The organism is Pelagicoccus sp. SDUM812005 (assembly GCF_031127875.1).
In the GTDB taxonomy this organism is placed as follows: domain Bacteria; phylum Verrucomicrobiota; class Verrucomicrobiia; order Opitutales; family Opitutaceae; genus Pelagicoccus.
Genome location: NZ_JARXIA010000001.1, coordinates 472,437 through 499,386, shown reverse-complemented (window position 1 = coordinate 499,386; position 26,950 = coordinate 472,437). Strand labels below are relative to the sequence as shown.

Sequence of the window (26,950 nt, the reverse complement as noted above, 5' to 3'; positions counted from 1 at the left end):
GAAAGAATCGGCCGTTTTCCGTATATTCATAGGCCTAAGAAACAACGCTTATGAACCCATCCACCCTTACCCCGTTGATCACTGAAGATCACATCCGTCAATACCAGGAAGAAGGTTACTTCATCCTCAAAAACGTGCTCGATGCCGAGACCATCGAAAAACTCCGCGACTTTAGCGGACGGGAAATCGATCGCATGCACGGACTCATGGACGCCCAAGGCACCGACGTGATTGGCCTCAACCGTCGCAATAGTCGCTACTTCATCCCCCACTCCTACCGCGAGGACGAAGCCGTCTATAACTACGCCTTCGGCGACATCATGAGCCAGATCTGCCAAGCCACCATCGGCCAGACCGCGAACCTATTCCTCGACCAATGGGTAATCAAAGCTGCCGAAAAAGGATCAACCTTTTCCTGGCATCAAGATTCCGGATACATCGAATTTCCCCACGATCCGTACGTCACCTGCTGGACCGCCCTCGACGACGTAACGGAAGAAAACGGCACCGTCTACCTGCTTCCCTACTCCTCCATCGGCATCAAGACGCGGGTCGACCACATCAAAGATCCCGAGGTGAACGACAAGGTCGGCTACTTCGGTAAGGATCCTGGCATCCCCGTCATCGTCCCAGCCGGCAGCGTTGCCGTATTCTCCTCCGTTTGCTTCCACCGCTCTGGCTCCAACACCACTCCAAATCTCCGCCGCGTATTGCTCACCCAATACAGCAAGGACGCCATCGAAAACCCTTGGACCGGCAAACAGTCGCTCAACTGCATCCCCTTCCTCAAAGACGGCAAAAAAGCAGACCCTGGCTTCGAAGCGGCAAAAACCATCAGCTTCGAAGACGACGGCAAGTTCGACTAGGACAACATACGCTAACCAAACAAGGCGCAAAACTCACAAAAGGAGGAATAGATCTTCTTCTGTGACTTTTGTGCCTTCTGTCATTAAGCACCAATAGCTGGAAACATTATGATAATTTCGCCAACAAATGATGGCTCGAAGTCCGCGCCCCGTCTCGAGGTTTTCTTCAACATGTGGACTTTCCAGGACCTACCGGATCACTGCACAGCTCCCCGCGGCGCGCCGCACGAGCTCTATGCAGCCATCAGGGACGCTGGCTTCAGCGGAGTTCAAGACGGCAACGCTGCAGCAGCCAAAGCAGCTGGCCTCATGCTCACTGCCGGCGCGCGCGTCAACCACCCGACCGAAATCAAACCGCTCGTGGAAAAGCACCTCGCCGAGGGCCAACTCGCCACGACCCTGCACTGCGGCTGGGGAATGGAGGACGACCATCAAGTAGATGCCTACGCCACCGCCGTTCTCGAAACGTCACGAGAATTCAACTACCCGCTCTTCATAGAAACCCATCGAGCGACCATCACCCAAGACAATTGGCGCACCGTCCAGCTGGTAAAGCGCTTTCCGGAGCTGCGCTTCAACGGCGACTTCTCCCACTGGTACGCAGGTCTCGAAATGGTAAACGGACACTGGGACGAAAAAGTAGACTTCATCCGTCCCGTTCTCGAGCGCGTAGGCTTCATGCATGGCCGTATCGCCACCCCCGGCGCCATACAGGCACCAGTCACCGGCGAACTCGAATCCACCTACGTGCAGCACTTCCGCGAGCTCTGGCGACTCTGTTTCGAAGGCTTCCTGAAACGCGCCGGGCCCGGTGATTTCCTCGTCTTCGCTCCCGAGCTCCTTTGGCCCGCGATCTACTACGCTCCGACCCTCCGCAACGAATCAGGCGGAGTCTCCGAAATCGGCGACCGCTGGGAGGACGCCTTACTGATACGCGACATCGCGCTCGAAGAGTTCGCCCAAGCCCAAGACTCCACCACAGTCTAGATGAACGCTCAGCCCTTCAAGTCTCGGCTGGAAAGTGGATATTGGATACAGATCGACTTCCCGACAGCACAAACCGCACGCGTACGCGTAAATCCCTCGGGAAACTTTCCAAGCACCGCTTCCGGCATTCTAGTCAATCCCGAGTATCAAAGCTGCAACTACAAAAAGTCGCAACAGAGCGGTATCCAAGAACTTTCAACAGGTTCTCTTCGACTGCGCCTAGACTCAAGGGATGGGCAGATCCACTTTTTCGATGAGAAAGGTGAATTACGCCTCCAAACCAGCGAGCAGCCCTTTCGTTTACAGCCAAGCAAGGTCTACCGCACCATCATGGACGAGGACTCCCTCGTCCTCACCGAGACCGTAGATGGCGAGCGGGCCATGGGAAAAGTCAAGGAAACCATCTTCGATCGCGACGCCTACAGCGGCGAGATCCGCTTTCAGCTCGACGCCAACGAAGCCCTCTACGGCCTCGGTTCCCACGAGGAGTCTCACCTCAACCTCCGCGGCACCCACCAATACCTCTACCAACACAATCTAAAAGCCTGCGTCCCCACCCTCGTCTCCACTAAATCCTACGGCCTGCTCTTCCACGCTGAGTGCGCCATGGAGTTCGACGACCGCAGCGATAACTGTACCCTTTCTCTGGATACCGTAGAGGAACTCGACTTCTTTTTCTACCTTGGCGACACTCCCGACGCCGTTATCGCACAATACCGTATCCTCACCGGCCGCGCCAGCATGATGCCCCGCTGGGCCTTTGGCTATTGGCAATCGAAGGAGCGATATAAAACGCAGGAGGAAATCGTCTCCGTCGCCCGCGAGTTCCGGAACCGCCAGATTCCCATCGACCTCATCGTGCAAGACTGGCACTACTGGCCCGACGGCTGGGGCGGCAAGCATTTCGACGCTACTCGCTACCCCGACCCCGCCAAGCTCTGCTCCGATATTCACGATTTGGATATGAAGGTCATGATCTCCATCTGGCCCAACATGATGGACAGCAAAAATCGTCCCGAAATGATCGCAGCGGGAAAGATGCTCAATGACCACACCATCTACAACGCCTTCGACCCCGAAGCGCGCGAACTCTATTGGAAGCAGGCCGAAGAGGGAATTTTCCAATACGGATTCGACGCCTGGTGGTGCGACTCCACCGAACCCTATATCGCCGACTGGGAAGGCGATCAAAAACGTGATCGCCACCAACGAGCCGCCCTCAATATCGCCGAGTTCAAACGTCACATCGACCCTGCCCACATCAACGCCTACTCGCTCTACCACAGCCAAGGCATTTACGAAAACCAACTTAAATCCCAGCCCAATAAACGCGTCGTAAACCTCACTCGTTCCGCCTATGCCGGCCAGCAGCGCTTCGGCACCATCACTTGGCCCGGCGACCCCTCCGCCAATTGGGAGACACTGCGCCAAAACATCGCCGCCCTGCTCAATTTCTCCGCCAGCGGATGCCCATGGGTCACCATGGACATCGGAGCTTTCTTCGTCAAAAGCCAGGAACAATGGTTTTGGTCGGGCGATTACCCGGAAGGCGTCGATGACCTCGGCTACCGCGAGCTCTACACCCGCTGGCTGCAGTTCGGCGCCTTCACTCCCGTCTTCCGTAGCCACGGAACGGATACGCCACGCGAACCTTGGAGATTCGGCGAACCAGGCACCCCCTTCTACGACTCCATTTTAAAGTTCATCAACCTTCGCTACCGGCTTCTACCTTATATCTATTCCGCAGCCGCCGCTTGCCATCGCAAGCACGACACCCTCATGCGCCCGCTCGCGTTCGACTTCTCTGAAGACGAGGAGACCTACTCCATCGCCGACCAAGTCATGTTCGGCCCCTCCATCATGGCCTGTCCGGTGACCGAGCCCATGTACTACCGCTCCGGCAGCGCTCCCGTCGAAGAAACAACCCGCACCCGCCGCATCTATTTGCCAGCCGGCACCGACTGGTACGACTTCTGGACTGGCGAACGCTTCAATGGCGGACAGACCATCGCCGTCGACACCCCCATCGACACCATACCGCTCTTCGTCAAAGCTGGCAGCATCATCCCCATCGGCCCCGAACTCCAGCACACAGGAGAGTCGCCCCGCAACGAGGTGTCTATCCTTCTCTACCCCGGAGCCGACACCACCTTCGATCTCTACCAAGACGACGGAGAAACCTACGCGTACGAGGAAGGCGATTTCGAATTGACCGAACTGAGCTGGGATGAAGCCCTGCAAACGCTTTCAAGCGAGCCGAACGACAAGCGTTTCTCAATCATTCTCGGCGAAGAAGGATTCCCCCTCTAAATTGCGCTTTAACAACATCCCCACCCCACATTCACAAGACTGCTTCCAGCGAGCTGTTTCCCAGAATCCAACTCGCCCCCCCCTGTCCTGATCGAAGCGGATCGCATCAGAAATCAGAAATCGCCGCGAGGAGCGGCAAAAAAACGCCTCGAGCGCGGCCGATTGAACTAGTCCACAGAGGTCCGGAAGGCGGCTGATCTAAATGAGAGAGATCGCCAGTTCCCAGCAGCTCTGAGGATCGGAGCTGTCGTTTAGGGATGCCGCCTCTTCCGCGACGACTAGGTAGGAGCAAGAATCAACGATTTACCGTAAAACCGTCTTCAAGAAATACACTGAGTGGACCGATAGAGAGACTACTTAGAATCACTATGGGAATCCACCCTCCGACAAGTAACACCAGAGTTTCACCTACCAGACGACTCGGGCTCGCTGCCCTTGCCCTGTCTTCGATCGCGTCGGTTTCACTCACCGCCAACGACTTCTCCGGGCTCTCGCTCGAGGAGCTCGCCAGCATGCCGGTTATCGAATCCTCGAAATCCGGCTTCCAGCTTTTCGACGCGCCCAACGGGGCCTTCGTGTTCGACGAGGAAGCAATCCAAAACCTGCCCGTCGACTCCATTCCCGAAATGCTGCGCTACGCGCCCGGCGTTCACATCATGCGCTCGAGCAACGGAGCCTGGGGACTCGGAGTCAGAGGCATGAATTCACGCTTCTTCTCGCGAGCCTTGTTCACCGTGGACGAACAAAGCCAAAACAGCACCCTCTTCAACGGACTTTTCGGAAGCGACCACGACCTGCTCCTCGACGACGTCGCCTCCGTAGAAGTGGTTTACGGTCCAGGCGGCAGCCTCTGGGGTACCAACGCCGCGAACGGTCGGGTCAATGTGATTCTAAAATCCGTCTTCGAAACCGAAGGCACCGTGCTGAAAACCCGCGTGGGCAACCTTAACCGCTCTACCGAAGGGCGACACGGTTGGCTCATTGACCAAAATTCAGGCATTCGCGTCTGGGCGAAACACAGCGAACGCCAGTCTGCTGCCGACTTGTTAAGCGATGCCTGGACGACGAGCAGAGCTGGCATCCGCTACGAAAAGCGTCCCAACAGCGGAAACTTGATCAGCCTGTCCGCCGAGTATTTCGACTCCGAGCTGGGCTTCTCTCGATCCGTGCTGGATCCAGAAACCGGATACCCGGAAACGCTGGTAGCTCCGGAAACTCAAAGTGGCTTCAATACACAGCTCAAATGGACCCACCATGAAGATCGAGACAATGGATTCAGCCTGCGCGGCTGGGTCGGCAGCACCGATTTCCGGTCCCTCTACGCGAACTACGACTTCTCGCTCGGCGGTCTCGAGTTCCGCTCCCTGATCTCACCGAGCGAGAGACACAAGTTCGTCCTGAGCGCCGGCGTGGTACTCGACGATGAAACGCTCTTCGACTCCGAGGAAACCTCGTTCCTAGATGACTACACTCCTCGTAAAACCACTGCCCACCTCGGCGGAGAATACACCCTCACCCTCTCACCGCAAAAGCTCGAGCTGACGGCCGGCCTCAGCGCCAGCTACGACTCCTACACCGACCACGTGGAGCCGCTCCCCTCAGCCCGCTTGCTCTATCGCTTGAATGACGCAAGCCGCATCTGGCTTGCCTACTCCTCTTCCAGCCGAGCCGTCCCCTCAGGAATCACCTCTATCGAAAGCATGAAAAACGGCTACCTTGGACTAGAGCCCTTCGTGATTCCGACTCCCTACGGCGACTTCACCATAGACACCCAGCTCCTCAACCTCACCAACCAAGGAATCGAGCTGAAGAGCGAGCGACTCGATGCGATCGAGATCGGATACCGCAGCCAGTACCAAGCCGGTGGATCGCTCGTCGTCACAGCCTTCCTAAACGAGTACGCGGACATCATCGGTTTCCGCGACTTCAACATGATACCCGTTCTCGCCGTGGCGGATCCCTACCTGCTCAACCAAATGGTGATCGACAACCTCGCCACAGGCAGATCCTACGGACTCGAATTCAGTCGCGACCTTGTCTTGGGCGAACGCAGCAAACTGCTACTCAACTACTCCTATATCGGAGATCGCTTCGAGCCCGCGGAACGATTCGCTGCGAATATCCAAAACCTTCCGACCCTGCAGGCAGAACTGGAAACGCTCAGCAACAACGTCCCTACCCATCAAGCCTCCCTCTGGTATTCCCAGAGTTTCACCGCAGAGTGGCAGGCCGACCTAGGACTGCGCTATAAAAGTGGATACGCGAGTCCCCGCTCCAACCAAGAGCAGAGCATGCAAGGCGATCTCCGTCTCACCTGGCAACCGAACGAGCAATTTCGCCTCTCCCTCGTCGGACGAAACCTTCTAGATCCCCAAGTCGACGAGACTTACCTCAAGGACTACATCGGTATCGGTAGCGAAATTAAGCGCGAAGCTTACCTCGAAATGAACCTCGAGTTCTAAGTATGAAGATGACGCTGCTTCCGCCAAAATTCCGCCATTTCGCGATTCCATTGATAGCGCTCTGCCTCTTCGCTGCGACCGCAAGCGATAGCCAAGCCCAATCTCTCAACGAAGACTCGCTCAAGGCCAACTACCTACTGCGCTTCGTCGACTTCGTCCGCTGGGAAAAACCGAAAACCGGGCATTCCAAGATCGGAGTGCTCAACGAGCCCAGCCTCTACCGCGAGCTCAAGTCGATCGCCGCAGACAAATCGACCCCGACTCGATCGTTCGAGATCGTCGAAATCGATGCCAACGCGCCCTACTTGGACCAAGCCAAAGGGCTTGATATGATCTACGTCGGCCGCGGACAAAAGAAACGTTGGTCCGATATCGTGACCAATTCCCGCCAAGAAGCCACCATTACAGTCAGTAGCGAAACCGGCTTCATGGACTCCGGCGGGCTAATTGAATTCGTGACCCTGCAAAACCGCCTGCGCTTCGCCCTCAACCTGATCGAAGTCGATTCCTATAACCTTGGAGTAAGCTCGAAGCTCGCCCAGCTCGCTGTTCGCTGAAATGGGAAAACGACTACAAGCCTGGGCAAGCTCGCTCGTCTCGATCAGCGTTCGCAAGAAGTTCCTGCTCGCGACGAAGCTTTCCAGCCTTGCTACGCTTTCGCTCTTCGGCGTCGCCTACGTCTTCCATGAAAAAGCAACCTTCATTGAACAAAAGACCGAGCACTTAAGCTCTCTTTCCTCCATCGTCGCCAGCAATTCGGAAGCATCGCTGATCTTCGACGATCCCATAACAGCCGCTGACTACCTAAATAGTCTTTCGAGCGAAACGGACATCACCCTCGCCGCCCTCTACAAACCTGATGGAAGCCTCTTCACGTCCTACCAAAGAACCCCCTCCCTTAAGATCCCTCCCGCTCCAGAGACCTACGGATCAATCCTCACGCCATCCTCCGTTTCGCGTGTAACCAAAATCCTAGTACGCCAAGAGCACGTCGGCACCCTCCTCATCGAAACTGATTCCCGCTCCTTACACGCAGAGCTGCGCAAAGCCATTACCATCGCTGTCATTATCGTCGCCCTCGGAACCCTCTTCTCAGTCTGGATCGCGAACCTCCTGCAACGCCTAATCACCCGCCCTCTGCTCGAGCTCGAACAATTCGCCAAACAAGTCGCCCAAGACGGCAACTACTCGAGACGCGCCTCGAAACGCTTCGACGACGAAATCGGGTCGCTCGCCCAAAGCGTCAACACCATGATGGAAGGCGTCCAAGAACGGGATCGAGCCATCAGCGAGCACAACAGAACACTCGAGGACCAAGTCTCCACGCGAACCCGAGAGCTTCGCACCGCCATGCACAAGGCGGAAGCCGCCTCCAAAGCCAAATCCGAATTCCTCTCCACGATGAGCCACGAGTTGCGCACGCCCTTGAACGCCATCGTAGGCATGAGCAGCGTACTCGCATCCGAGAAGATCGACCACGAGCTGCAAAACTACGTCAAGATTATCCAATCCAGCTCCGACAACCTGCTCGCGATCATCAACGAAATCCTCGACTACTCGAAAATCGAAAGCGGACACCTAGAGCTGGAAACCGCCCCCTTCAGTCTCCCCGATTGCCTCGAAGAAGCCATCGATATGGTGGCAGCCCTCCATTGGGAAAAGCAGGTCGACTTCTTCGTCACCCTCGACCCGAGCTTGCCTTACACCATCTTGGGAGACATTACGCGACTGCGACAAGTCGTGGTCAATCTGCTTGGGAACGCAGCCAAGTTCACGAGAACTGGCTATGTCTGGCTCGAAGCCAAATACGCCTCGACCGACGACGACGTTCCCTCCTCTACCCTCAGCATCGCCGTTCACGACACCGGAATCGGCATCCCGCAAGATAGGCTAGACCGACTTTTCCAAGCCTTCTCCCAAGTCGACTCCACAACCACTCGCCAATACGGCGGCACCGGTCTCGGACTCGCGATCAGCCAAAAACTGGTCAAAGCCATGGGCGGCGACATCGCAGTCCGCAGCGTCGAGGGAAAAGGTACCACCTTCTCGTTCGAACTCTCGCTCGCCAACGCTCCCGCAGAAACCATCGCCGCACGTCTTGCTCCAGATCCTCTTCCCATCGATCGAAGCCTTTCCGTACAAGTACCTTTCACCCCTCTGAAAGAGAGCCTCGAAGCGCTCGGAAAACGATGGGGATTGAAACTTGTCACCCCCGAAGAGCGCCCTGACTTTTCCATTGGCTCCCGCTTCAACAACTTCGAAGAACAAAAACCGGTCCCCGCCAAGCTCGCCTCCCTCACTATCCAACATCCCCTCAAGCGGAACGCTGATTCCCAAGGCATCTACAGCAACTGCCCATTTCGACTCAGCGAAGCGAGAAACTTTATAGCGCAAGCGATCGGATCGCCGCCTAAGGTAACGAAAAACAAAGCGAGGCACCAACAACAACAACAAGCCGACAGACTCCCCAGCAAATGCACCCGCATCCTGCTAGCCGAAGACAACAAGGTGAATCAAAAGGTCTTTAAGCTAATCATGAAACGAGAAGGCTTCGCCGTGGATATCGCCAACGACGGACAGGAAGCAGTAGCCGCCGTCCTCAAGAAACCCTACGACATCATCTTCATGGACTTGCAGATGCCAAAAATGGATGGGCTGGAAGCTTGCCGCATCATACGGGCCAACGACGAAATCGACCAACCCTGGATCATCGGATTCACCGCCAACGTCGAATCCGATGCAGAGCCCGCCATGCGGGCCGCAGGCATGAACGATTTCCTATCGAAGCCGGTCAAAGACGAACGCGTCCGCCAAGCGCTGTACGACTACAAGGCCCAAAACGCCTTTGCACTGTAAGCCTGGCTACTCGGTCTGCAGCTTCTTACCATTCACGGTCACGTTCTTGAAGCGCAGGCCGTCGACTTGACCAAGCGTCATCACGTCGCTCTCGATTTCAAGCTCCACGTTTTCCACGGAAAAGTTTGAGATCGTATCCAACGGATTTCCCACGATCTCGCCCCACTTGCCAGTCCAGCCCTTTACGTTCCGAACCGTAACGTTGCGCACCACCGAACGCGGCGGTTCCTGCCCCTTCAGGTCGAAGAACTGCTTCCAAGGCTTGATATCAAAAATTCCGCCTTCCGCTTCGTAGACAATGTTTTCGTAGAGCAAGTTCTCGTAAGTCTGAGGCGTATCCGGGCGCAACTTTAGACGCACCAGCTTGTTCCAGCCCGTCACCGTACAATTCCGCACCGTCACGTTACGCACGATGGTCGCTTCGCTGCCCAGCGTCACCACCCCGTGCCCACTGTCGAAGCGACAGTTTTCCACCAAAATATCTTCCACCGGAGGACTTGTCTCATCTTCCAAAGCGTCCGGACCTTTTGTACCCTTAATAGCAATACAGTCATCGCCCACCGTTATGAAACAGTCTCGCACCGTTACCCGCTGACAGCTATCGATGTCGATTCCATCCGAGCTAGGGGCCCGGTCCGGAGGGGTGCCATTGGGCGAAGTGATCGAAACGCCATCGATCGTTACATCCTGCGAACGATAAACGTGTATGTTCCAGAAGCCCGAATCCTGCAGACTTACCCCTTGTATCAAAACATCCTTACACTGGTCGATGAACATCATGCGCGGGCGCTCCACCTCCAGGTTCGTGCAATTCGGATTCTCTTCCCGACGCTGCCAAAACGCCGCCCAAAACGGCTCGCCATTGCCATCCAGCAAGCCTTCCCCAGTGATGCGAAGCTGGTCCACATGCTGAGCGTTGACCAAGGCCATACGCCATGGCTCGAAATGCCCTTCAATACGCGTGTTCAACTTGGGATAATCTTCAAGCTGCTGCGATCCTTGCAGGACGCCTCCTTTTTCAAGATGCAGGCCCACTCCTGGCTTGATGAAAATAGAACCAGACCGAAAAACACCCTTAGGAATCACTACCACGCCTCCTCCTGATTCGGAAGCCGTGTCGATCGCCTTCTGGATCGCTTCCGTATTGATGGTACTCTCATCGCCAACCGCCCCGTAGTCGGTAATCAAATACCTCTCGCGATCCAAAAGTGGATCGTGATCGATCGAACTTTGCGAATAAGCAGCGCTGCCTGCCAATGCAACAACCGCCGCTCCAATACTTAAATGCTTCAATAACCTCATAGCTAATATACTCTCCTCTTAGATTCCATAAACTCAGCGAGCCTTTTTGTATTCATGAAGCCACTTCAATTGCTCGTCTCGATCCCACTTAACCTTGTCGTTGAGCGTACGCTCCCAAGGCTTCGCCGCCCACATCGAAGACCCTGCCTTGTAAAACTTCAGCGCGTATCGGACCAGTTGCTCGTACTTCACTACGCTTCTTTCCATCAAGGATTCAAAATCGTCCGCGTACTTAAGATCCCCCGTCTTCTCCAACATGCGCTTGGCAAACGCTGCCTGAACCTTCAGGTCATAGAACTCCGCCGTATAAACGAGGCACTGGCTATCGCTCACGAACCGTAAGCGTTCCCCTACTTCCGCACCGGGCAAGTCCGCCATATCCTGAGCCAAGTCGAGCGCCTCCTTGGCCATTGCAACGTAAAGGGCTGAGAGCTTCAGGGGTTCGAGGTAGTGTTCCTTGGGGAGCCTTCCGGAATCAATCCACTCCGCGTACTGGGCCACGGGTACCGAGCGTAGGTCCTCTATTCCCGATACCGCATAGCGCTCTTCGTATTTGGAAATCGTATACGCATCCACAGGCCGACTGTAGTAGCGTTGCCCCGTATGCCCGGTCGCCCCTTCGATCGGACCTTCATCCAAACTAAGACGCGATCCCAGAATCTCGTCCACATCCGTCTGAACGCGAGCGATCGATGGCGGGAAGAAGTTTCCGAAGCGAACCGCGGTCAAGTTTTGCAGCCCTGGCAAAATAGGCGCCGTCAAGTCGTACCACTCCACCATGAGTTCACCCACCTGTGGATTCTCGAACTTGCGACCGAGCCAATCCGCAGCCCAACGGGTTTCCCCTTCCTCCTCGCGCTTCGCCTTCCAAAGGTAACGCCCTTCCAGCAAATGCCAAAGATCGTCCCGCTCGAAACCGAGCAAGCTCTCGCCCTCCGGCAAGACATCTACGGTATTCGGCCAAACCCAAGCTTGCGGAGGATAGAACCAAGACCCCTTAAAATAGCCTTCATCCTTCCAGTGTCCCACCATCTCGTTGAAAAGCTTCGGACTGCCCACACGATACGGAACCACATCCGAAGGATCGTGCAGATTTATGATATGCCCCTTCAGCTTACCCTTCCACTTACGATGACGCGTATCCGGCCAAGGGCTGGTGATCGTTTCGTCGTTGTGTTTCAATTCCGAATACAGATTTCCGTACAGGGACGGCAGGGCTTCCATGAAATCCGGATCCAAAGTCCAATCGCGAATGATCAGCAAAGGTTCCCTGCCAGTCTCCTTGGCGACCTTGAAGATCACGTCCTCGAACCAGCCTTTCTGGAATTCCAGGCCAAGCGATTCTCCGGGACACACGTAAAGCCCCACGCTGGGGAAAGTCTCAAAGTAACGGCTCAGGAGGGTGCGGTAATACTTCGTCACAAACGCATCCGGCTCCTCGTAACGCGTCGGCTCCTTGCCCGTGCGACCCAAAACCTTAGCCAAGTCGTCGCTAATGTGAATATTGTAGAAGTGGGTCAGGATCGTGATATTCCGCTTACCACATTCGTTCGCCAGCCAGCGGAACTGTTCCTGATTCCGGTGAATCTCTTCCGCAGAAAAACGCGACGCCTCCGGATATTCGGGCAGATCTAGGATATGCGGAAACAAGTGGCCAGACCACAGCACCAGTGTATTCAGACGGGCAGAGGCCAAATAATCGAGATACTTCGTCATCAGCTCCTGGTCATAAAACCAAGGAAAGGTATCCGGATGGAGCTCGGACTGATAATCCCAGTCCTGGCTTAACATCATCAGAACCGCACCTCGAATCTCAAAGTCCGGCTCCCCTTCAGCTTCCACCACACTATGCGGCATCAAAAGCTCCTGCACCCCATACAACAAGCCGGCATCGCCGCCAGCCTGCACAATAGTCCTACTTCCCTTTTCGATCAGCTCGAACGCTTCCTCCGAAGCGAAAGAGTCCACGACCTCCAGCCGCACAGCTCCTGCCAACTCGCTGCCTTGCAACAACTCATCCACGTACCCGCGCACCAGCGACTTCTCCTTCGCAGCAAGTCCAACCGCTCCCCAAACAAGGGCAGAGCTCAACAATCCTTTAAATCCATCTACTAATTTCATCTCAAAAAACCTGTGCATTTTGTGTTAATAAAAAGACTACTTCCCATCCTTTCCGAAATGTTCCCGGGCCCGATCAACCACGATGGCCAGCAGGATCAGACCTCCCAGTAGCGTATTCGAATAGTTATCGTTTATTTTCAGAATGACCAGGGCGTGCTGTATCAGCTTGAATATGACAGCGCCCACCAAGATCCCCAAAGGCGAGATCAAGCTCCCGCTCAAGCCCGTTCCTCCGATGATCGCCACCGCAAAAGAAATGATCAGCCAGTCGTCGCCCGTCTGCGGAGCCGCGTTCCCCGACCAGGATGCCCACATGATCGCCGCTAGCGCCGAAAATCCGCCCGAAAGCACATGCGCCACGACGATCATCCGCTTCGTATTGATCCCCGAAAGCCGCGCCGCTTCGCTGTTGCTCCCGGTTGCGAGCAAGCGACGCCCTAGTACCGTATTGCGATACAAATACGAAATCCACCACAGGACTGCGATCACAATCAAAGCCATGTAGGGCAGCCAACCGCCGATATTTCCCTGTCCGAGCCACCAGAATCCCTCCGGGATACGATAGGAATTCCCACCCGAGATGCCCGAGCGCAGTCCCATGTAGACAAACATCATGGAAAGCGTCACGATAAACGCATCGATCTTGAACCTTGTGATGATAAGCCCGTTCAACCAACCGGTTAACGGACCGAGGGCAAACACGATCGGAACCGCCACCCAAGGGGAAAGCCCAGCAAACTCGGGCGAAATCGCTAATCCCAGGGCAACCGTAATGATACTCCCGATCGCCCCCACCGTCAGGTTCAAATCGCCCACCGCTAGACACACAGCCTGCGACATCGCTACCAATACATAGAACGCCACATAGCGGCTTTGGCTAAAAAACGTATCCGCCGTCAAGAAGCTCGGCGACGCCAGAGCCATCGCTATCATTAAGATCCCAGCGAATAGGATTAAACCCAAAGTACGGCTACTCACCCAATCCCGCTGACCAAATCCTGTCCTAACTATTTCACTACTCATGATTAAATTCTCCAAGTCCGCTTACACACTCGCGCCTATACCAAATACTTACCTATCGCTTCACTGACCTGCTCGTAAGACTTCGCTTCCGTATCGATGTCCTTCACCTCTCCCACGATCTCCTGTTCTCGAAAAACAAGAATTCGATTGGCCATACGTACGATCTCCGGCAGATCAGAAGAAATCACGATAATCGATTTCCCCTGCTCCGCGGCCAGCTTCCATATCAAGGTGTGAATCTGTTCCTTCGCGCCTACATCGACCCCCACCGTTGGCTCGTCGATAATCAAGATATCGCAGTCCGCAGCTAGCCACTTGCCAATACTCACCTTCTGCTGATTTCCACCGCTCAAAGCCCCAACCACCTGATCCAGACTCGGCGTTTTCACGCTCATCGCCTCCGCATAGCGGTTTGCCGTGGATCGCTCAAGAACTTCGTCTATCCTGCGTGTCACCGCATTTCGGATACGTGGCCATACAGGCAAGGCTACGTTGGAAAGAATCGGATTTTCTAGAAAAAGCCCCTCCTCCTTTCGGTTCTCCGTCACGTAGCCAATCCGGTGCCGGTAAAGGCATTCCTCCACGCTCTCGATCGACACCCTCTCTCCGCGAACTAAGACCTCACCGGAATCCATGCGATCTTCCCCAATCAGAATGCGAGCTAACTCAGTCCTTCCCGATCCAACCAAGCCATAAAATCCCAAAACCTCGCCCCGATGCAACTTGAACGAAGCCCCCTTCGCCTTGCCCGCTCGCACGATCTTCCGCGCCTCGAGGGCAACTTCCGAAAAGTCAGGATTCAACACTCCCAGATGCTCGTCGTTGCAAGTCCGACCGATCATCATGCTGATCAGCTCAGCTTGCGTCAGCCCCTCGACCTCCCTCTCCCCAACAAACAGCCCGTCCCTCAAGACCGTCACCCGATCGCAGATCTCAAAAACTTCCTCCAACTTGTGAGAAACGAAAATGAGGGCGACTCCCTTCTGTCGCAATTCGTTCAATACAACAAACAGCCGTTTCGCTTCGTGCTCCGTCAAAGAACTGGTTGGCTCGTCCAGCAACAATACACGCACATCCGCCGACAAGGCCTTCGCAATCTGAATCTGCTGCTTCTGCGCCGCGCTCAATCCTGAGGCCATTGTCTCAGGCGAAACCTCTAGGCCAACGATTTCCATGTATCGCCTTGCCTCGCGGTACACGCTTTCCCAATCGATAATGCCCCACCGGTTCGCGATCAGCTTATCTATCATGATATTCTCCGCTACCGAGGCATCGGGAATCACATGCAACTCCTGATGCACGATTCCGATTCCTTTCGCCAAACTGTCACGATAGTTCTCCAAAACCACACGTTTTCCATCGTACCAAATCTCGCCCGTATCCGGTTGATGGATGCCTGTCACGACCTTGATCGCAGTGCTCTTGCCTGCGCCATTCTCCCCGATAAGCCCATGAATCTCTCCCGCCCGAAAGCGCATCGAAACGGAGTCCAAAGCCCTCACGCCTGGAAAGGTCTTGGTGATGTTCCTTAACTCCAACATCAGAAGAAAATCCCTCCCGTAGCGCGGAGCTTTAGCCCGCGACCGCGCTGCAAGTTTCCTCCGTCACGACACTTTCGCACCCGAAAACTAAAGCAAAGCAAACTCACTCCCTGCCCTCCTTCACCAAATAACGCCCCTTCAAGTCCGCCACGATCTCTTCCGTCAAACGTTCGATTCCCCCTTGGAAATCGTCCACATTCTCCTTCGTCACAACAGCTGCCCCGGAATCGATGAACTGGTACGGCTTCACTGGCTGCCAGCCTTCTTGCATCAGGTCTATCAAAGCGCAGGAGATGTATCCATGCCCGAAAGGATTCTGGGCCAAAGTCGCATCGACATGACCTAGGCGAATCGCCTCCAAGACCCGCTCGTCCGTATCCAACCCCACGAAACGGATACGCTTCCCTTGGGACTTGGCGTTCCGCTCCGACAACAATACCGCTGCTGCAACCGTAGTCGTATATCCAGTACAAATTACCCCATCGACCTCATCGCCCCGAGCGACCAAGGCGCTTTCGATTTTCTCCCTAGCCTTAGCCTCCGTGGTCACGTCTCCTACCGTTTGCACTATCTCTACCTGAGGATACTTCGCCACGACCGCCTCGATAGCCGCCTTGCGAACCGGAGTGTTCGCATCCGTCAATGACTCTAGGACATTCAAGATCCGTCCTCGTCCTCCCATTAGGCGAATCAGCTCCTCGGCCGCCATAGTGGCAGCCGCACTTGTATCCGTCGCCACCGCAAAAGAGGCGGCAGACCCATCCATCGGCTCCGCGCCGTAGCAGACCACCTGCCGTCCACCTGCCTGCAGCCGCGCAAAAAGGCCTTTCGACCCCGCGGGATCGACGGGATAGATAGCGAAGCCTTGGTGCCCCAGCGTATACATGGATTCCACGTTGGTATTCACGTTCGCCTGGGTGCTCTCCTGCCCCACGACCACGCGAACTCCCTTGCCGGAGTCCTCCGCATAAGCTATTCCTCCTTCGCCAACCGCGTTGCAATAAGGATGGGGTAGTGGCAGGTACAATACGATTGGTTCCACTCCCACCGACACATGCCGCGACTGGTACCACTTGATCCCGCCAAGGATCGCCGCCAGAGCCGCTAAAGTTGCAATTAGAAATCGATTGTTCCGCGTCATCCCCTAGCCCTCGTCCTCCCAAAGGTTTTCCAAGCCAAATCGCTTCAGCAAGGCTGCAATCTTTACCGGACTTCCGGTATCCGAAGCTTCCTCCATCGCCTGCATTACCGCTACCGTTACGATTCCCTCGCGGGCGTCCGGCTTTGGGAGCTCCTCGAATCGAATACAGTGAGCAATGTACTCGATATAGTTTTGGTATTCGCCCGCATGATGCGAATGCCCGCCAAAGCGAAAGAAGTAATCGGCATGATCCTCAAAAGTCTCGATTCCGGAACGCCCTTCCAACTTGTAGGCATAGCGGAGATCATAGTAGTCCGCCTGGCTTGCTCCGTTGTCGCAGCGCAAGATGCAGCTCATATTGCTGTCACGGTGATTCGGAACCACTGGACTGGAATAGGTTCCGCTCACCCGAGCCGGCACGCCCTCCTTCGATTTCAATACATAGTGAAACGTATCCGGATGCTTGAGACCGAGCGCTTTCCCATTGTTGCTTAGATGAGCATACCCGCATACCTCTTCGATGTTCGGAAGGTACCAGCGAATCAAATCTCCAGGATGACTAATGCAACCGTACAACCACTTGAATGTATCGTTCCGAGCCCAGTCCTTCTTCAAAAACCAACGGTGATCCGCGTTGTAATAGGACTCGATCGTTACGATGTCGCCAAAGCGCCCCTCCTCATAATGCTCCCGCTGACGCTTGAAGGGTGCAAAGAAACGCGAGCTTTGCCCAACCATCACCTTGCAAGAGCTTCGCTCAACTGCTTCGAGGACATCCTTGGCCCTATCCAGGTTATGAATAAACGGCTTCGTGCAAACGACATGCTTTCCCGCATCCAAGGCTTGGATCACATGGTCCGCATGCAAATGGTCCGGCGTATATATGCCGACCACATCCACCTCCGGATTCGCCAGCAAACGATCGTATTCGGTCGTGTAAGTCGACAAGCCAAATTCTCGGCAACGCTCGCGACACAACTCTACGTTGCGGTCGCAAAGTCCGACCACCTCCCACATATCGCTCTGCACCCCGGCAGATATGATACTGCGCCCTTCGCCGAGGCCTAGAACACCCAGCCCTAATTTGCCCTCCTTTTTCATTAAGCTCATCGTTCTCTTCGCCCTTCAGTCTTTCACGGGCTCACGGCTCCAAATATTCGCTAGGATCGAACCGGAAATATTCATCCAAGGACTGAATACAGCTGACGCCAACCCAAGCGTACCGAGCTTGCCCATCGCCCCCGCTATTCCGGAAGCCATGCCTCCGTTTTGCAGCCCCACCTCTAAGGCCATCGCTCTCGCTGAATTTCTTCCCAAACCAAGCGCCCTACTAAACCAATACCCCAGAAAGTAGCCAGAAGCATTGTGTATCACTGCCGCTAGCAAGAGCAGCAGCCCCACCTGCAGCAAGTGATCCCTTCCCGCCGCCGTAGTCACCGTAGTGAAATAGACAATACCGAACATCGAGGCATAAGGCATGACCTTCTGCAAAACGGGAAGCGCTTTCAGGGCAAAGAAGTAGACCATACCCAACACAATCGCTGCGGCAAAAAAGCCAAAAACACCGACGGACATCAATACCGCAGGCGACAAGCGCTGGACCAGAAACTCCCAGCCGCCAAAAGCGATGTAAAGGAGCCAGACAAGGCAAAGACCTGCCACGATGCCGACCTTTCGCACCGCTGCGAGCGAGGCCCGACTCAAGTAATCCGCCAAGAGCGCCGCCCCTATCGGAGCGAGCACGATCTTCACAATCGACATCATCATTCCCAAAAACTTAACCTCCACCATCGTCGACGCGAAGAAGCTCATCAAGAGCGGCGTCATAAGAGGAGCCACCATGGTAGCCACCGCGGTCACAGTGACCGATAGCGCCAGATTCGCCCGAGCGATATAGGCCATCACGTTCGAAGCTAAGCCGCTAGAACAAGACCCGATCAGAATGATGCCAGCAGCAATTTCAGCAGGAAAGTCGAAGACACGCGTCAACAACCACCCCATGGTCGGCATGATCGTAAACTGACAAAGTAGCCCTACCAGCACGCCTTTAGGCGTTTTGATCACGCCCTGAAAATCTCCTAGCTTCATCTGGGTCCCCATCCCGAACATGACCAGCTGAACCACGATGAGAATCAGCCACTTGTTTCGCAGATCAAAGTCACCGATGCCTAAGCAACGCTCCGGGAAAAGCATGCCTGCCACTACCGCAGCCACGATCCATGCCGTATACTGGTAGCCCTCCAACCTCGGCAACGCCCCCAAACCCAGAGCGAAAAAGACAGCCAAAGCCAGCCCCGCCCCACTCGTGTATCCAGATCCCAGGACACCAGAGAGACCAAGACCGAGAAGAATCAGAAAAATAAGGGCTAGAGCCAAACAGAGCTTACGAAATTGCAACATGGGGTATGGGGCTTAAGGTAGGGCGGAGCTTTAGTCCGCGTCCGCGCTGCAGGATCCAGCGACAGTTCCCGCTGAGCCGAGAACCTTTGAAAGGTATTCCATCGCTATTTCCGGACTGGCCAAAATAGGCGTTTTCCTATCTTCCGCGTCGAGCGTATCGACCACTCGCGCCATGGATGCTTGAGCGAGCAGGATCACATCCACTTCCTTGCTGAGCGATTTCAGAGCAGAGGAAACCTCTGCGTCGTGCGTTGCGGCATCCCCGCCCATCAACGCTTCAAACGCGCCGTCGCACAATCGCTCCACCAACTCGATATCCGCCCCTGTCACCGCAGCGCGGCGACGCACCAAATCCGCAGTAGGCTCGAGAGTGGTCGGCAGGGTTGCGATCACACCGATACGCTTACCCATAGAAACCGCCTTGTCCGCCATCGGTTGATCAACTCTCAAGACCGGTACCCCCGTCAACGTTGCCGCCGTTTCCACTGCCTTTCCGATCGAAGAACAGGTGACCAATATGTAATCGGCGCCTGCCGCCGCTGCCGAGCCCACATGTTCAACCACCCGACGAGCAGTCCCGGCCGTCATCTCTCCCCGCCTAATTACGTCCTTTATCAGGCTGTCGTCGGCGATGTTAAACGTATCCACATTCGGGATATGCTTCTGGCTGAGCTCTTGAAAGATGGGGACCAAAGTCGCCGAGGTGTGAACAAATCCTAAGGTTTTCTTCTTCATGCTAATTCGTTTTATAGGCAGCCCTTTGCAACTTGCGAAAAGTAAGCTTTTCCGCCGACTTGACCGCCCTTGAAATTTACTTCGACTCCATCGAGTGGCGAATCCGGCGCATGAGCGCGGCAGATAGGAGCGCCCGCCACGAGCGGGGCAATCATTTCAACCGCTTCGATTCCCATGGCTCGGGCCGCATAGCTCGACGAATCCCCGCCGGATACCAGCAATCGCTTTATCCCCGTTCGTTGGATACACTCGCGGGCGATCTCGCCTAGAGCTCCACCAAAAAGCGCTCCGCTACGTTCCTTCAAAGAATCAGGGCCTACTCCAACCCTCGCAAATGCGGCTTCCGTTCGATCGATACGAGGATCCTCCGGACCTTTGGCGCTATGCACGATCGTCGGTCGTTCCTCCGCCAAATAGGAAACAGCTTCCTCTACCGCACGCGAAATTTCCTTCCTGTATCCCTCCGCATCGACCAACAAACTCGTGTCCAAAGATACCGCTGCAAATCCATCAGAAATCGCCCTGTCAATCTGTTCGCCTGTAACCGGTGAACAACTACCCGATATGACCAAGAGATCCTTCCGCTCCCTTAGCGATTCGAAATCGTTAGCCCCAGCGAGTAAACCGTCCTCTGCCCACAGCGATCCCAAGGCCGCCTCTACCCCGGAGGAGCCGACGCTAAATAGGCACGATCCGTTGGCTTCGGAATCCAAAAGGCGCCCGATCACTTCGAGATGGGAAGGATTAAGCGTGTCGAAGAAAACAACCTCGCAACCATCCGCTTTGAGACCTTGTAGAGCAGAGTCCGCTTCGCCGCTCTCCAATTGCGTGAAGTCAATCAAGCCCATTCGCTTATCCGTCTGCCGAGCGAGGTGGCGCATCAAATCAGCCTCCGTCATCGGGGTTACGGGATGGCGACTGGTCGACGGGTGTCGGTCTAGACGGTAAATGTTTCCTCGGCTCCCAATTCCCAGGCGAGCAAACAAGTTGCCGAAAGCGACGTAGCGCCCCAATGCAGGAGCTCCCACAACTAACGGAACCATCGAATTTTTGAATACACGCAACCCAGCCTCGATAGCCTGCCCGATATTTCCGATCTTCGGCGAGGAATCGAACGTCGAACACACCTTGTAGTGAACGTGCCGTGGCTCAAGGGCTTCCAAGCGGGCAAAGTCTTCCAGCAAGCGTTCCTCCATACGTTCCGGCGCCATCGAGCGCGTCAAACCCGCCACTCCGATCGCATCGAGCTTTCCATAGCGGGCCAATTGCTCCCTACTGGGCGGCTCCACGAATAAAACTGTGCGAGCTCCCTCCCGCGTCAGAAACTCCAAGGCGTCGGTCGAGCCCGTAAAGTCATCGGCGTAGTATGCTATCTTGAGGCTCATCGCTCTAACTCCGAGGTCACGCCCCGCCTCCAAATTTCTCTACCGAAGCTCCAAATTCCGAATACATTTCAGCAGCATCCTGCAAACTCACCCCGGCTACCGCGGCATTCCACGCTTGCTGCAAGGCCTTAACACCGTCACGCGCCCCACCGGGGTGACCCATAATCCCGCCTCCCGCCATGTAGAGCAAATCCACCGTCGGCACGCGGCGATAGGTTTCGAATGCCTGACCTCCCCACTGACCTGAGGAAACGACCGGCAAAACACTGAATCCGCCCAGCAAAGGCTCGCTACAAGCCTCCATAGACCGTACCACCGAGTCGTCACTCTCCCAAAACTTGTTAGCGACCCCGTTCACATGGATCTGGTCCACGCCCGCCAATCGCCAAAGCTTTTGATAAGCCTTGAATTCAATTCCTAGCAAGGGATGCCGGTTCATCATGCCCCACCCATTGCGATGCCCATGGATCGCGAGAACCCCTTGGTCGCAGATCTTTTTCGCCCCAGCCAAACCAACGCTGTTCAGGCTCACCATGGCGCAGGTGCCTCCAGAAGCCACGATCGTCTCGTAGTTTCGCAACATAGCATCCAGCTCGTCCGAAACGTTAAACGCGTACATAACCTTCTTGCCGCTGCGATCGGCGTGGTCGTTGATCACCCGCATCACCGCTTCCACCCGTTCCGCAAACGGCGAATTCGCGGCGGAGGAAAGCAACTCGTCGTCTTTGATAAAATCGATCCCTGCTTCCACCAGCGTTTTAACCAACTCTGCCGTATCCGCCGGAGTCATACCAATGCTAGGCTTGATAATGGTACCGATCAAAGGTCGATCCTCGACTCCGGTCAGCTCCCTGCACCCCGCCACTCCAAAGCGCGGCCCCCGGAAATGCTCGCCATAAGAGGCCGGCAAATCGATATCCATGAGCTTCAACCCAGTGAACTGCGTAAGCTCGTAGAGATTTCCCTGCAAGGTAGATATTAGGGTTGGGAGATTGTATCGAAAATTCTCGATCGACCAAGAAACCTTTACACGAGCTCGCTGATACGAACCCGCGGACAACTTTTCGCTGGGAATGCTAGGCCGCGAAACGGATTCCAAGGCCTCAATCGTCTCAACCCGCGCCGCAAAGCGCTCCTTCAGCTCCGCCGTTTCGCCGGGCACCGACACGAAGGTTCCCGAGGATTGCTCGCCTGCCAACGTCGCTGCCGCCTTTTCCAACGGAAACGGAGTCTCGATAAAGTAGTCTGCGTAGATGCGTTCCATTAGTTCAATACAGTAGCCGCTCCACAACGAACGCGGCCGCTCACCTTGATTTCGTAGCTTCCTGATTCCGCGTGGCAAAGCAGCCAGCCATCCTTTCGGGAATAAATCTCGAGCCCATCAAGATCAACGCTCGTCTCGTCATGTACGGGAATCCAAACGCTTGCTCTCGCGTTGGCCGGAATACGGAATCGCCAAATCCAGGCGTCCTTGGATTGCTCCCAGGCGCTTTCGTAAGTCCCGTGCAAGCTGTCGTAGCTAGCCTTCACCCAGTCCAGCCCCTCACCCACATAAGGCTTAAGCTGGGCCGCCGCAAAGCCGAGCTCCGAGTCGTCGAGCTGAAGGCCTGCGACATGGCTAAATAGCCACTCTCCCACGGACCCGAGCGAGTAATGGTTGAAGGAATTCATCAAGGGATCGAAGAAACCGCCCTCTTCCGTCCAACCGTTCCAACGTTCCCAAATCGTAGTGGCGCCATGCTTCACTGGATACAACCAAGACGGGTAGCTGTCTTGCAGCAGCAGGCGATAGGCAACATCCCCGTAACCAGCATCGGTCAATACAGGATTCAAAAAACGAATACCGACAAACCCGGTGCTTAGGTGCCAATCCAAATTCTTGATGTTCTCAACGAGGTGGGCAGCCGCCTTCGCTCGCAATTCCTGCGGCAGCAAATCCATAGCCAAAGCCAGAAGGTAAGCCGTCTGCGTTTCTACGCTCAGACTTCCATCGTCATTCACGAACTCAGCCTGGAACGCTGCCTTAACTCTTTGGAAAGTTTTCAAGTAAGCCTCGGCTTCCTCCACCTTCCCTAAAGCCTTCGCCATTTCCGCCATCTTGGCGGCGTCATCCGCCCAGTACGCGGTTGCCAACAGATTCTTCATGGGCGAATGCGTCCTAAACTCGCGATCGGAAGGAATGCACAACCAATCCCCGTAATTATTACGCAAGTCGTTCACCCGCAGATAGTCTGGGTTGGTACGCTCCAGATAGTCCATCCAGGCGGCCATGGAGTCCCAATGTCTTTCCAGCAAACGCTTGTCCCGGTATACTTTCCAAAGCGTATGCGGAATAATGATACCTGCATCCGCCCATGCCGCCCCTCCCACGAGATCGTCCAGCCCCACGAAATTTTCGCCTTCCCGCAAACGCGGAGCCGTATCGGGAAAAATGCCCTCCGCCGTCTGCGCGTCGCACACGTCGACCATCCATTTCGTGAAGAAGGCCGCCACATCCATGTTATAGGTCGCCGTCCGCAAAAAAACTTGGGCATCGCCCATCCACCCCAACCGTTCGTCGCGCTGGGGGCAATCAGTTGGGACGGACAAGAAATTGTCCTTCTGGGACCAAAGCCCGTTTTTCCAAAGTCGAGTCACATCGGAATTCGAGCAATCAAAGCTCCCTGCAGGCGGCGTTGCAGAGTGTATGACGCAAGCCACTACACAGTCTTCGCCCTCGGGCTCTACCAATCCCGTGATTTCGATGTATTGAAATCCGTGGAAAGTGAAATGCGGTTCCCAAACTTCATCGCCTCCGCCGCGGCACATATACACATCGGTCGATTTCGCCAGACGCAGGTTTTCGGTGTACAATTGCCCGTCGGGCTTTAGTCGCTCCGCATAGCGGATTTGGATTCGCGTTCCGGCTGGCTGGTTCACCCGTATCCGCGCCCACCCTGAAATGTTTTGGCCAATATCGAAAATCCAGACTCCGGGCTCTACCTCCACCCGCGATACAGGCGACAGGGTATCGATCACACGCACCGGCTCCGAACGCTGAGAACAAAGAACGGCTGCGGGCGCCTCAATCTCGATCGCCGACAGCCAAGCCTCTCCAGCGAAGCCTGGCGAGCTCCAGCCCGGGCTTTCGCGCCGCGCATCGTAGGATTCGCCCATCATGAAATCGGATGACAAGATTGGCCCCGTATCGCACTGCCAGCTCGAATCGGTGACGATGATCTGTCGGCGGCCGTCCTCGTATTCGACTTCCAATTGCGCGCAAACGCTGTTCTGCAAATCGCCATAGCGAGCCCGCGTCTCCTGCCAACCAACATAACCGCTCCACCAGCCATCCCCCAAAGTCAGGCCCAAGGCGGAACTGCTTCCGCCCAGCAGCGAGGTAACATCGTAAGTACGATAGTGGATACGCGTATCGTAGTCGGTCCACTCCGGGGCGAAGAGATCTTCGCCAACGCGGCGTCCCCCGATCTTCGCTTCGACCAGGCCTCTCGCCGTCAAATAAAGCGTCGCCCGCATTGGGGCATCGTCCAATTCGAATTCCTTGCGAAAAAGGACAGGCGTCCCGCATTCCGTAAGACTCGGAGCCGTAGCCGCATCGTCGCGAGCAATCACCTCGGGATCGGCGGCGATCCATCGAGCTTGCCAATCGCTGGGATCCAGCAGCCCCATGCTCCAGCAAGCGCTTCCTGAGAGGTGGCGCTCGCCCAGCTCGTCCTCCACCTCGACCTGCCAGTGGCAAACCATGCGTGATTTCAGACGAGCTCCGAGGTATTCGATTTGGCTCGTCACTCGACTCTCGCACCATCCGCTATCCCAAAGGTCCGCCTGCCCCTCAAGCAAGAGGCGCTCGCTCGTAGCCACTCGAATGCGACGAGCGATCTGCTTCGCTCCACGTCGATCGCTCTCCAGCACGTAGCTGAAGCGTGGGCGCGTTTCGTCGATCCCGAGCGGGTCGTTCAAGTACTCGCAGCGGAGCTTGTTGATGGATAGCTTTTCAGACATTTCAAATAGTAGCGCGGAGCTTCAGCCCGCGTCCGCGCTGCAGGATCTTACCGCAACAAGATAGCGAAGCCCCTGCCTCACGGTTGATGCTGGTCGGGCTTTACCCAGAGAACCGCAGTGACAAACCAAAGAACCATACCTGCAATCATCACGCTGTAGTGCAGTTCCTTTTCCATCTTTCCAGCGAAGACCAGAACCGAAGGCAAAACTGTCATGGCAAGTCCAAGATAAGAGAGTACCTTTAAAATCGATTTCATGACTCTTGGGTTTGGGGATTGAGGTTCGAGCTTTCGACCGCTCCTGGATTAAGCTTTTGCTGGATTATACTACACCCCGTATAAAGCACCACCGCCAGTATCCAAGCGGGCAATACCTGCATGAAGAAGTCGGGCTTATAGTGAGCGAGGAAATCTGGCAGGACATCGTTCACCCAAGCAAAGCTCGGATACTCTTCCTTTGCGAAAAGGAAGAAACAGATAATAAAAGAACCGAACCAGCCCACCATCGCCGGCCAGCTCGCAAGCAGCTTGCGGCTTTCCGCCCAGTAGCGCGTCAGTCCCAGCTTGGGAAAGACCCAGTAGTCGAAAAAGATAAAGGCCCCTAGCGGCATAAAGAACAATCCGTAGTAAGCCACTATTCGATCCAGGAAGAAGGTAATGGCAGGTACGCAGGCCGCGATTATCATCAGGATTCCCGCGAAAAGCGTGATCCTCCACCGGCTCCAATTCGGAGTAGCTACCTGGAAGGCGAGCCCTGCTCGATAGAGGGTTGGATTCGCGGTGGACCAGCCCGCCAGCACGACGCAAACGAGGCCAGCCCAGCCCGCGCCGAGCCAAGCGATGTTGCCCGGGGTCGGGTTTGCCCCAGCTCCATTGGCCGTGAAGAACGCCGCACACATGATACCGGAGCAGATCCAAGCGACATAGTGGCCGATGAACATACCGAAAGCTGAAGCGAAACCGTACTGCCACTTCTTGGCGTATCGGAAAATCGTGACATCCCCCATGCCCATGTGCTGGGAAACATTGCAAAGCCAAGCCAAGCCCACGCAGCTCCAAAAGCCGTACTTGGAAACGCCTTCGGCAGGAACCCCCGTCCAGATCTTCTCGCGGGCAGCCGTCATGAAGTCGCCAAAACTGGATACGCCCAACGTCGGCAAGCTCGCTAGGGCCCCGGCTACGAAAACCAAGGGCATCCAAGGGGCGCAAATTTTCGCAAAGTGCGTCAACTTGTCGAAGCCGAACATCGCCAGCAGAGCGATCACCACTCCGACCCCCAATGCCACCAGCATCCAAGAAACGCTCGGAAAGACATCCCCCGCCGCAAAGTTAGGGCTCTCGATCCCAAAGGGATGAGCGATCGCTGTGGTGGATACACTCACCATCGACCCCGCCAACACGCACATGATCAAGGCGAACAACACCGAGTAAAGCACAGTCGCGTAGGGACCCGCGATCTTGCGAATCTGCCAGTAGACCGTCAAACGCTCTTTGACCGCGATAGGGGCGCACATGAGGGCCCAACTCAAGACGGCAAGGATGTTGCCGACAGCTAAGCCTACCAAGGCGTCGAAAGCGGAAACTCCGTGCACGACCAAGAGCGTGCCCAAAACGAACTCCGTTCCGGCAACGTGCTCGCTTGAGAACATGGCAATGAAGGATTTTACTCCATGAAGCTTGTCCTTCGCGACGGGCTCGCGCTCGAACTCGTTAACCGCGTCGAGCCGCTCGACCAGCGATTGTTTATGGGGATCAGTACTACTCATTCTATGGGATGGGGTTGGGAAACGAGAAAGGTATTAAAAAGTTAGCGACAGGCG

At 55.5% G+C, this 26,950-nt stretch carries 19 protein-coding genes; 6 read left to right on the top strand and 13 right to left on the bottom strand.

The window, feature by feature from the left end:
• Positions 1-50: 50 nt before the first annotated feature.
• The 6 genes from QEH57_RS01870 (at position 51) to QEH57_RS01845 (ending at position 9,481) form a co-directional block, all read left to right on the top strand.
• Entirely contained in the window at positions 51-866 is an 816-nt protein-coding gene (locus tag QEH57_RS01870) for a phytanoyl-CoA dioxygenase family protein (protein WP_309004968.1), read from the top strand.
• Between the two features lie 108 nt (positions 867-974).
• Positions 975-1,853 (top strand): hypothetical protein, encoded by an 879-nt coding sequence (locus tag QEH57_RS01865; protein WP_309004967.1) that lies wholly within the window; start codon positions 975-977, stop codon positions 1,851-1,853.
• On the top strand, positions 1,854-4,163 hold the full coding sequence (locus QEH57_RS01860; RefSeq protein WP_309004966.1) for a TIM-barrel domain-containing protein: 2,310 nt from the start codon (positions 1,854-1,856) through the stop codon (positions 4,161-4,163).
• Positions 4,164-4,531: 368 nt separating this feature from the next.
• On the top strand, positions 4,532-6,625 hold the full coding sequence (locus tag QEH57_RS01855) for a TonB-dependent receptor (RefSeq protein ID WP_309004965.1): 2,094 nt from the start codon (positions 4,532-4,534) through the stop codon (positions 6,623-6,625).
• Positions 6,626-6,627: 2 nt separating this feature from the next.
• Positions 6,628-7,182, top strand: coding sequence for a YfiR family protein (locus QEH57_RS01850; RefSeq protein ID WP_309004964.1), 555 nt, complete (start codon positions 6,628-6,630; stop codon positions 7,180-7,182).
• Between the two features lies 1 nt (position 7,183).
• Positions 7,184-9,481: an ATP-binding protein gene (locus QEH57_RS01845; protein WP_309004963.1), complete on the top strand. Its 2,298-nt coding sequence runs from the start codon at positions 7,184-7,186 to the stop codon at positions 9,479-9,481.
• Positions 9,482-9,487: 6 nt separating this feature from the next.
• Here the strand turns inward: QEH57_RS01845 and QEH57_RS01840 are convergent, their stop codons facing one another.
• From QEH57_RS01840 to QEH57_RS01780, 13 genes are all read right to left on the bottom strand, one after another.
• Positions 9,488-10,783 carry a glycosyl hydrolase family 28 protein gene (locus tag QEH57_RS01840; RefSeq protein ID WP_309004962.1) on the bottom strand — a complete coding sequence of 432 codons (1,296 nt, stop codon included), beginning with the start codon at positions 10,781-10,783 and terminating at the stop codon, positions 9,488-9,490.
• Between the two features lie 33 nt (positions 10,784-10,816).
• Complete coding sequence (locus tag QEH57_RS01835; RefSeq protein ID WP_309004961.1) at positions 10,817-12,904, bottom strand: hypothetical protein; 2,088 nt, start codon at positions 12,902-12,904, stop codon at positions 10,817-10,819.
• A 36-nt stretch (positions 12,905-12,940) separates the two neighbouring features.
• Entirely contained in the window at positions 12,941-13,837 is an 897-nt protein-coding gene (locus tag QEH57_RS01830; protein ID WP_309004959.1) for an ABC transporter permease, read from the bottom strand.
• A 125-nt stretch (positions 13,838-13,962) separates the two neighbouring features.
• Positions 13,963-15,468, bottom strand: coding sequence for a sugar ABC transporter ATP-binding protein (locus tag QEH57_RS01825; RefSeq protein WP_309004958.1), 1,506 nt, complete (start codon positions 15,466-15,468; stop codon positions 13,963-13,965).
• Positions 15,469-15,571: 103 nt separating this feature from the next.
• A complete protein-coding gene (locus QEH57_RS01820) occupies positions 15,572-16,609 on the bottom strand; it encodes a sugar ABC transporter substrate-binding protein (protein WP_309004957.1) in 1,038 nt (345 codons plus the stop codon).
• A gap of 3 nt (positions 16,610-16,612) precedes the next feature.
• A complete protein-coding gene (locus tag QEH57_RS01815; protein WP_309004956.1) occupies positions 16,613-17,719 on the bottom strand; it encodes a Gfo/Idh/MocA family oxidoreductase in 1,107 nt (368 codons plus the stop codon).
• Positions 17,720-17,734: 15 nt separating this feature from the next.
• Positions 17,735-19,009: a bile acid:sodium symporter family protein gene (locus tag QEH57_RS01810; protein WP_309004955.1), complete on the bottom strand. Its 1,275-nt coding sequence runs from the start codon at positions 19,007-19,009 to the stop codon at positions 17,735-17,737.
• Positions 19,010-19,039: 30 nt separating this feature from the next.
• Entirely contained in the window at positions 19,040-19,744 is a 705-nt protein-coding gene (locus QEH57_RS01805) for an aspartate/glutamate racemase family protein (RefSeq protein WP_309004954.1), read from the bottom strand.
• Positions 19,745-19,755: 11 nt separating this feature from the next.
• Positions 19,756-21,129 (bottom strand): four-carbon acid sugar kinase family protein, encoded by a 1,374-nt coding sequence (locus QEH57_RS01800; RefSeq protein WP_309004953.1) that lies wholly within the window; start codon positions 21,127-21,129, stop codon positions 19,756-19,758.
• A gap of 16 nt (positions 21,130-21,145) precedes the next feature.
• Positions 21,146-22,393, bottom strand: coding sequence for a ribulose-bisphosphate carboxylase large subunit family protein (locus QEH57_RS01795; RefSeq protein ID WP_309004952.1), 1,248 nt, complete (start codon positions 22,391-22,393; stop codon positions 21,146-21,148).
• Entirely contained in the window at positions 22,393-25,131 is a 2,739-nt protein-coding gene (locus tag QEH57_RS01790; protein ID WP_309004951.1) for a family 78 glycoside hydrolase catalytic domain, read from the bottom strand. Before QEH57_RS01790 ends, QEH57_RS01795 begins: the two co-directional genes overlap by 1 nt.
• 77 nt (positions 25,132-25,208) lie before the next feature.
• Positions 25,209-25,388 carry a hypothetical protein gene (locus QEH57_RS01785; protein ID WP_309004950.1) on the bottom strand — a complete coding sequence of 60 codons (180 nt, stop codon included), beginning with the start codon at positions 25,386-25,388 and terminating at the stop codon, positions 25,209-25,211.
• Positions 25,385-26,896 carry a hypothetical protein gene (locus QEH57_RS01780; RefSeq protein ID WP_309004949.1) on the bottom strand — a complete coding sequence of 504 codons (1,512 nt, stop codon included), beginning with the start codon at positions 26,894-26,896 and terminating at the stop codon, positions 25,385-25,387. Before QEH57_RS01780 ends, QEH57_RS01785 begins: the two co-directional genes overlap by 4 nt.
• Between the last annotated feature and the right edge of the window lie 54 nt (positions 26,897-26,950).

Excerpts from the sequence above, each read along its gene's own strand:
- QEH57_RS01870 (WP_309004968.1), top strand. The coding sequence starts at position 51 with ATGAACCCATCCACCCTTACCCCGTTGATCACTGAAGATCACATCCGT.
- QEH57_RS01865 (WP_309004967.1), top strand. The coding sequence starts at position 975 with ATGATAATTTCGCCAACAAATGATGGCTCGAAGTCCGCGCCCCGTCTC.
- QEH57_RS01860 (WP_309004966.1), top strand. The coding sequence starts at position 1,854 with ATGAACGCTCAGCCCTTCAAGTCTCGGCTGGAAAGTGGATATTGGATA.
- QEH57_RS01855 (WP_309004965.1), top strand. The coding sequence starts at position 4,532 with ATGGGAATCCACCCTCCGACAAGTAACACCAGAGTTTCACCTACCAGA.
- QEH57_RS01850 (WP_309004964.1), top strand. The coding sequence starts at position 6,628 with ATGAAGATGACGCTGCTTCCGCCAAAATTCCGCCATTTCGCGATTCCA.
- QEH57_RS01845 (WP_309004963.1), top strand. The coding sequence starts at position 7,184 with ATGGGAAAACGACTACAAGCCTGGGCAAGCTCGCTCGTCTCGATCAGC.
- QEH57_RS01840 (WP_309004962.1), bottom strand. The coding sequence starts at position 10,783 with ATGAGGTTATTGAAGCATTTAAGTATTGGAGCGGCGGTTGTTGCATTG.
- QEH57_RS01835 (WP_309004961.1), bottom strand. The coding sequence starts at position 12,904 with ATGAAATTAGTAGATGGATTTAAAGGATTGTTGAGCTCTGCCCTTGTT.
- QEH57_RS01830 (WP_309004959.1), bottom strand. The coding sequence starts at position 13,837 with ATGATAGCGATGGCTCTGGCGTCGCCGAGCTTCTTGACGGCGGATACG.
- QEH57_RS01825 (WP_309004958.1), bottom strand. The coding sequence starts at position 15,468 with ATGTTGGAGTTAAGGAACATCACCAAGACCTTTCCAGGCGTGAGGGCT.
- QEH57_RS01820 (WP_309004957.1), bottom strand. The coding sequence starts at position 16,609 with ATGACGCGGAACAATCGATTTCTAATTGCAACTTTAGCGGCTCTGGCG.
- QEH57_RS01815 (WP_309004956.1), bottom strand. The coding sequence starts at position 17,719 with ATGAGCTTAATGAAAAAGGAGGGCAAATTAGGGCTGGGTGTTCTAGGC.
- QEH57_RS01810 (WP_309004955.1), bottom strand. The coding sequence starts at position 19,009 with ATGTTGCAATTTCGTAAGCTCTGTTTGGCTCTAGCCCTTATTTTTCTG.
- QEH57_RS01805 (WP_309004954.1), bottom strand. The coding sequence starts at position 19,744 with ATGAAGAAGAAAACCTTAGGATTTGTTCACACCTCGGCGACTTTGGTC.
- QEH57_RS01800 (WP_309004953.1), bottom strand. The coding sequence starts at position 21,129 with ATGAGCCTCAAGATAGCATACTACGCCGATGACTTTACGGGCTCGACC.
- QEH57_RS01795 (WP_309004952.1), bottom strand. The coding sequence starts at position 22,393 with ATGGAACGCATCTACGCAGACTACTTTATCGAGACTCCGTTTCCGTTG.
- QEH57_RS01790 (WP_309004951.1), bottom strand. The coding sequence starts at position 25,131 with ATGTCTGAAAAGCTATCCATCAACAAGCTCCGCTGCGAGTACTTGAAC.
- QEH57_RS01785 (WP_309004950.1), bottom strand. The coding sequence starts at position 25,388 with ATGAAATCGATTTTAAAGGTACTCTCTTATCTTGGACTTGCCATGACA.
- QEH57_RS01780 (WP_309004949.1), bottom strand. The coding sequence starts at position 26,896 with ATGAGTAGTACTGATCCCCATAAACAATCGCTGGTCGAGCGGCTCGAC.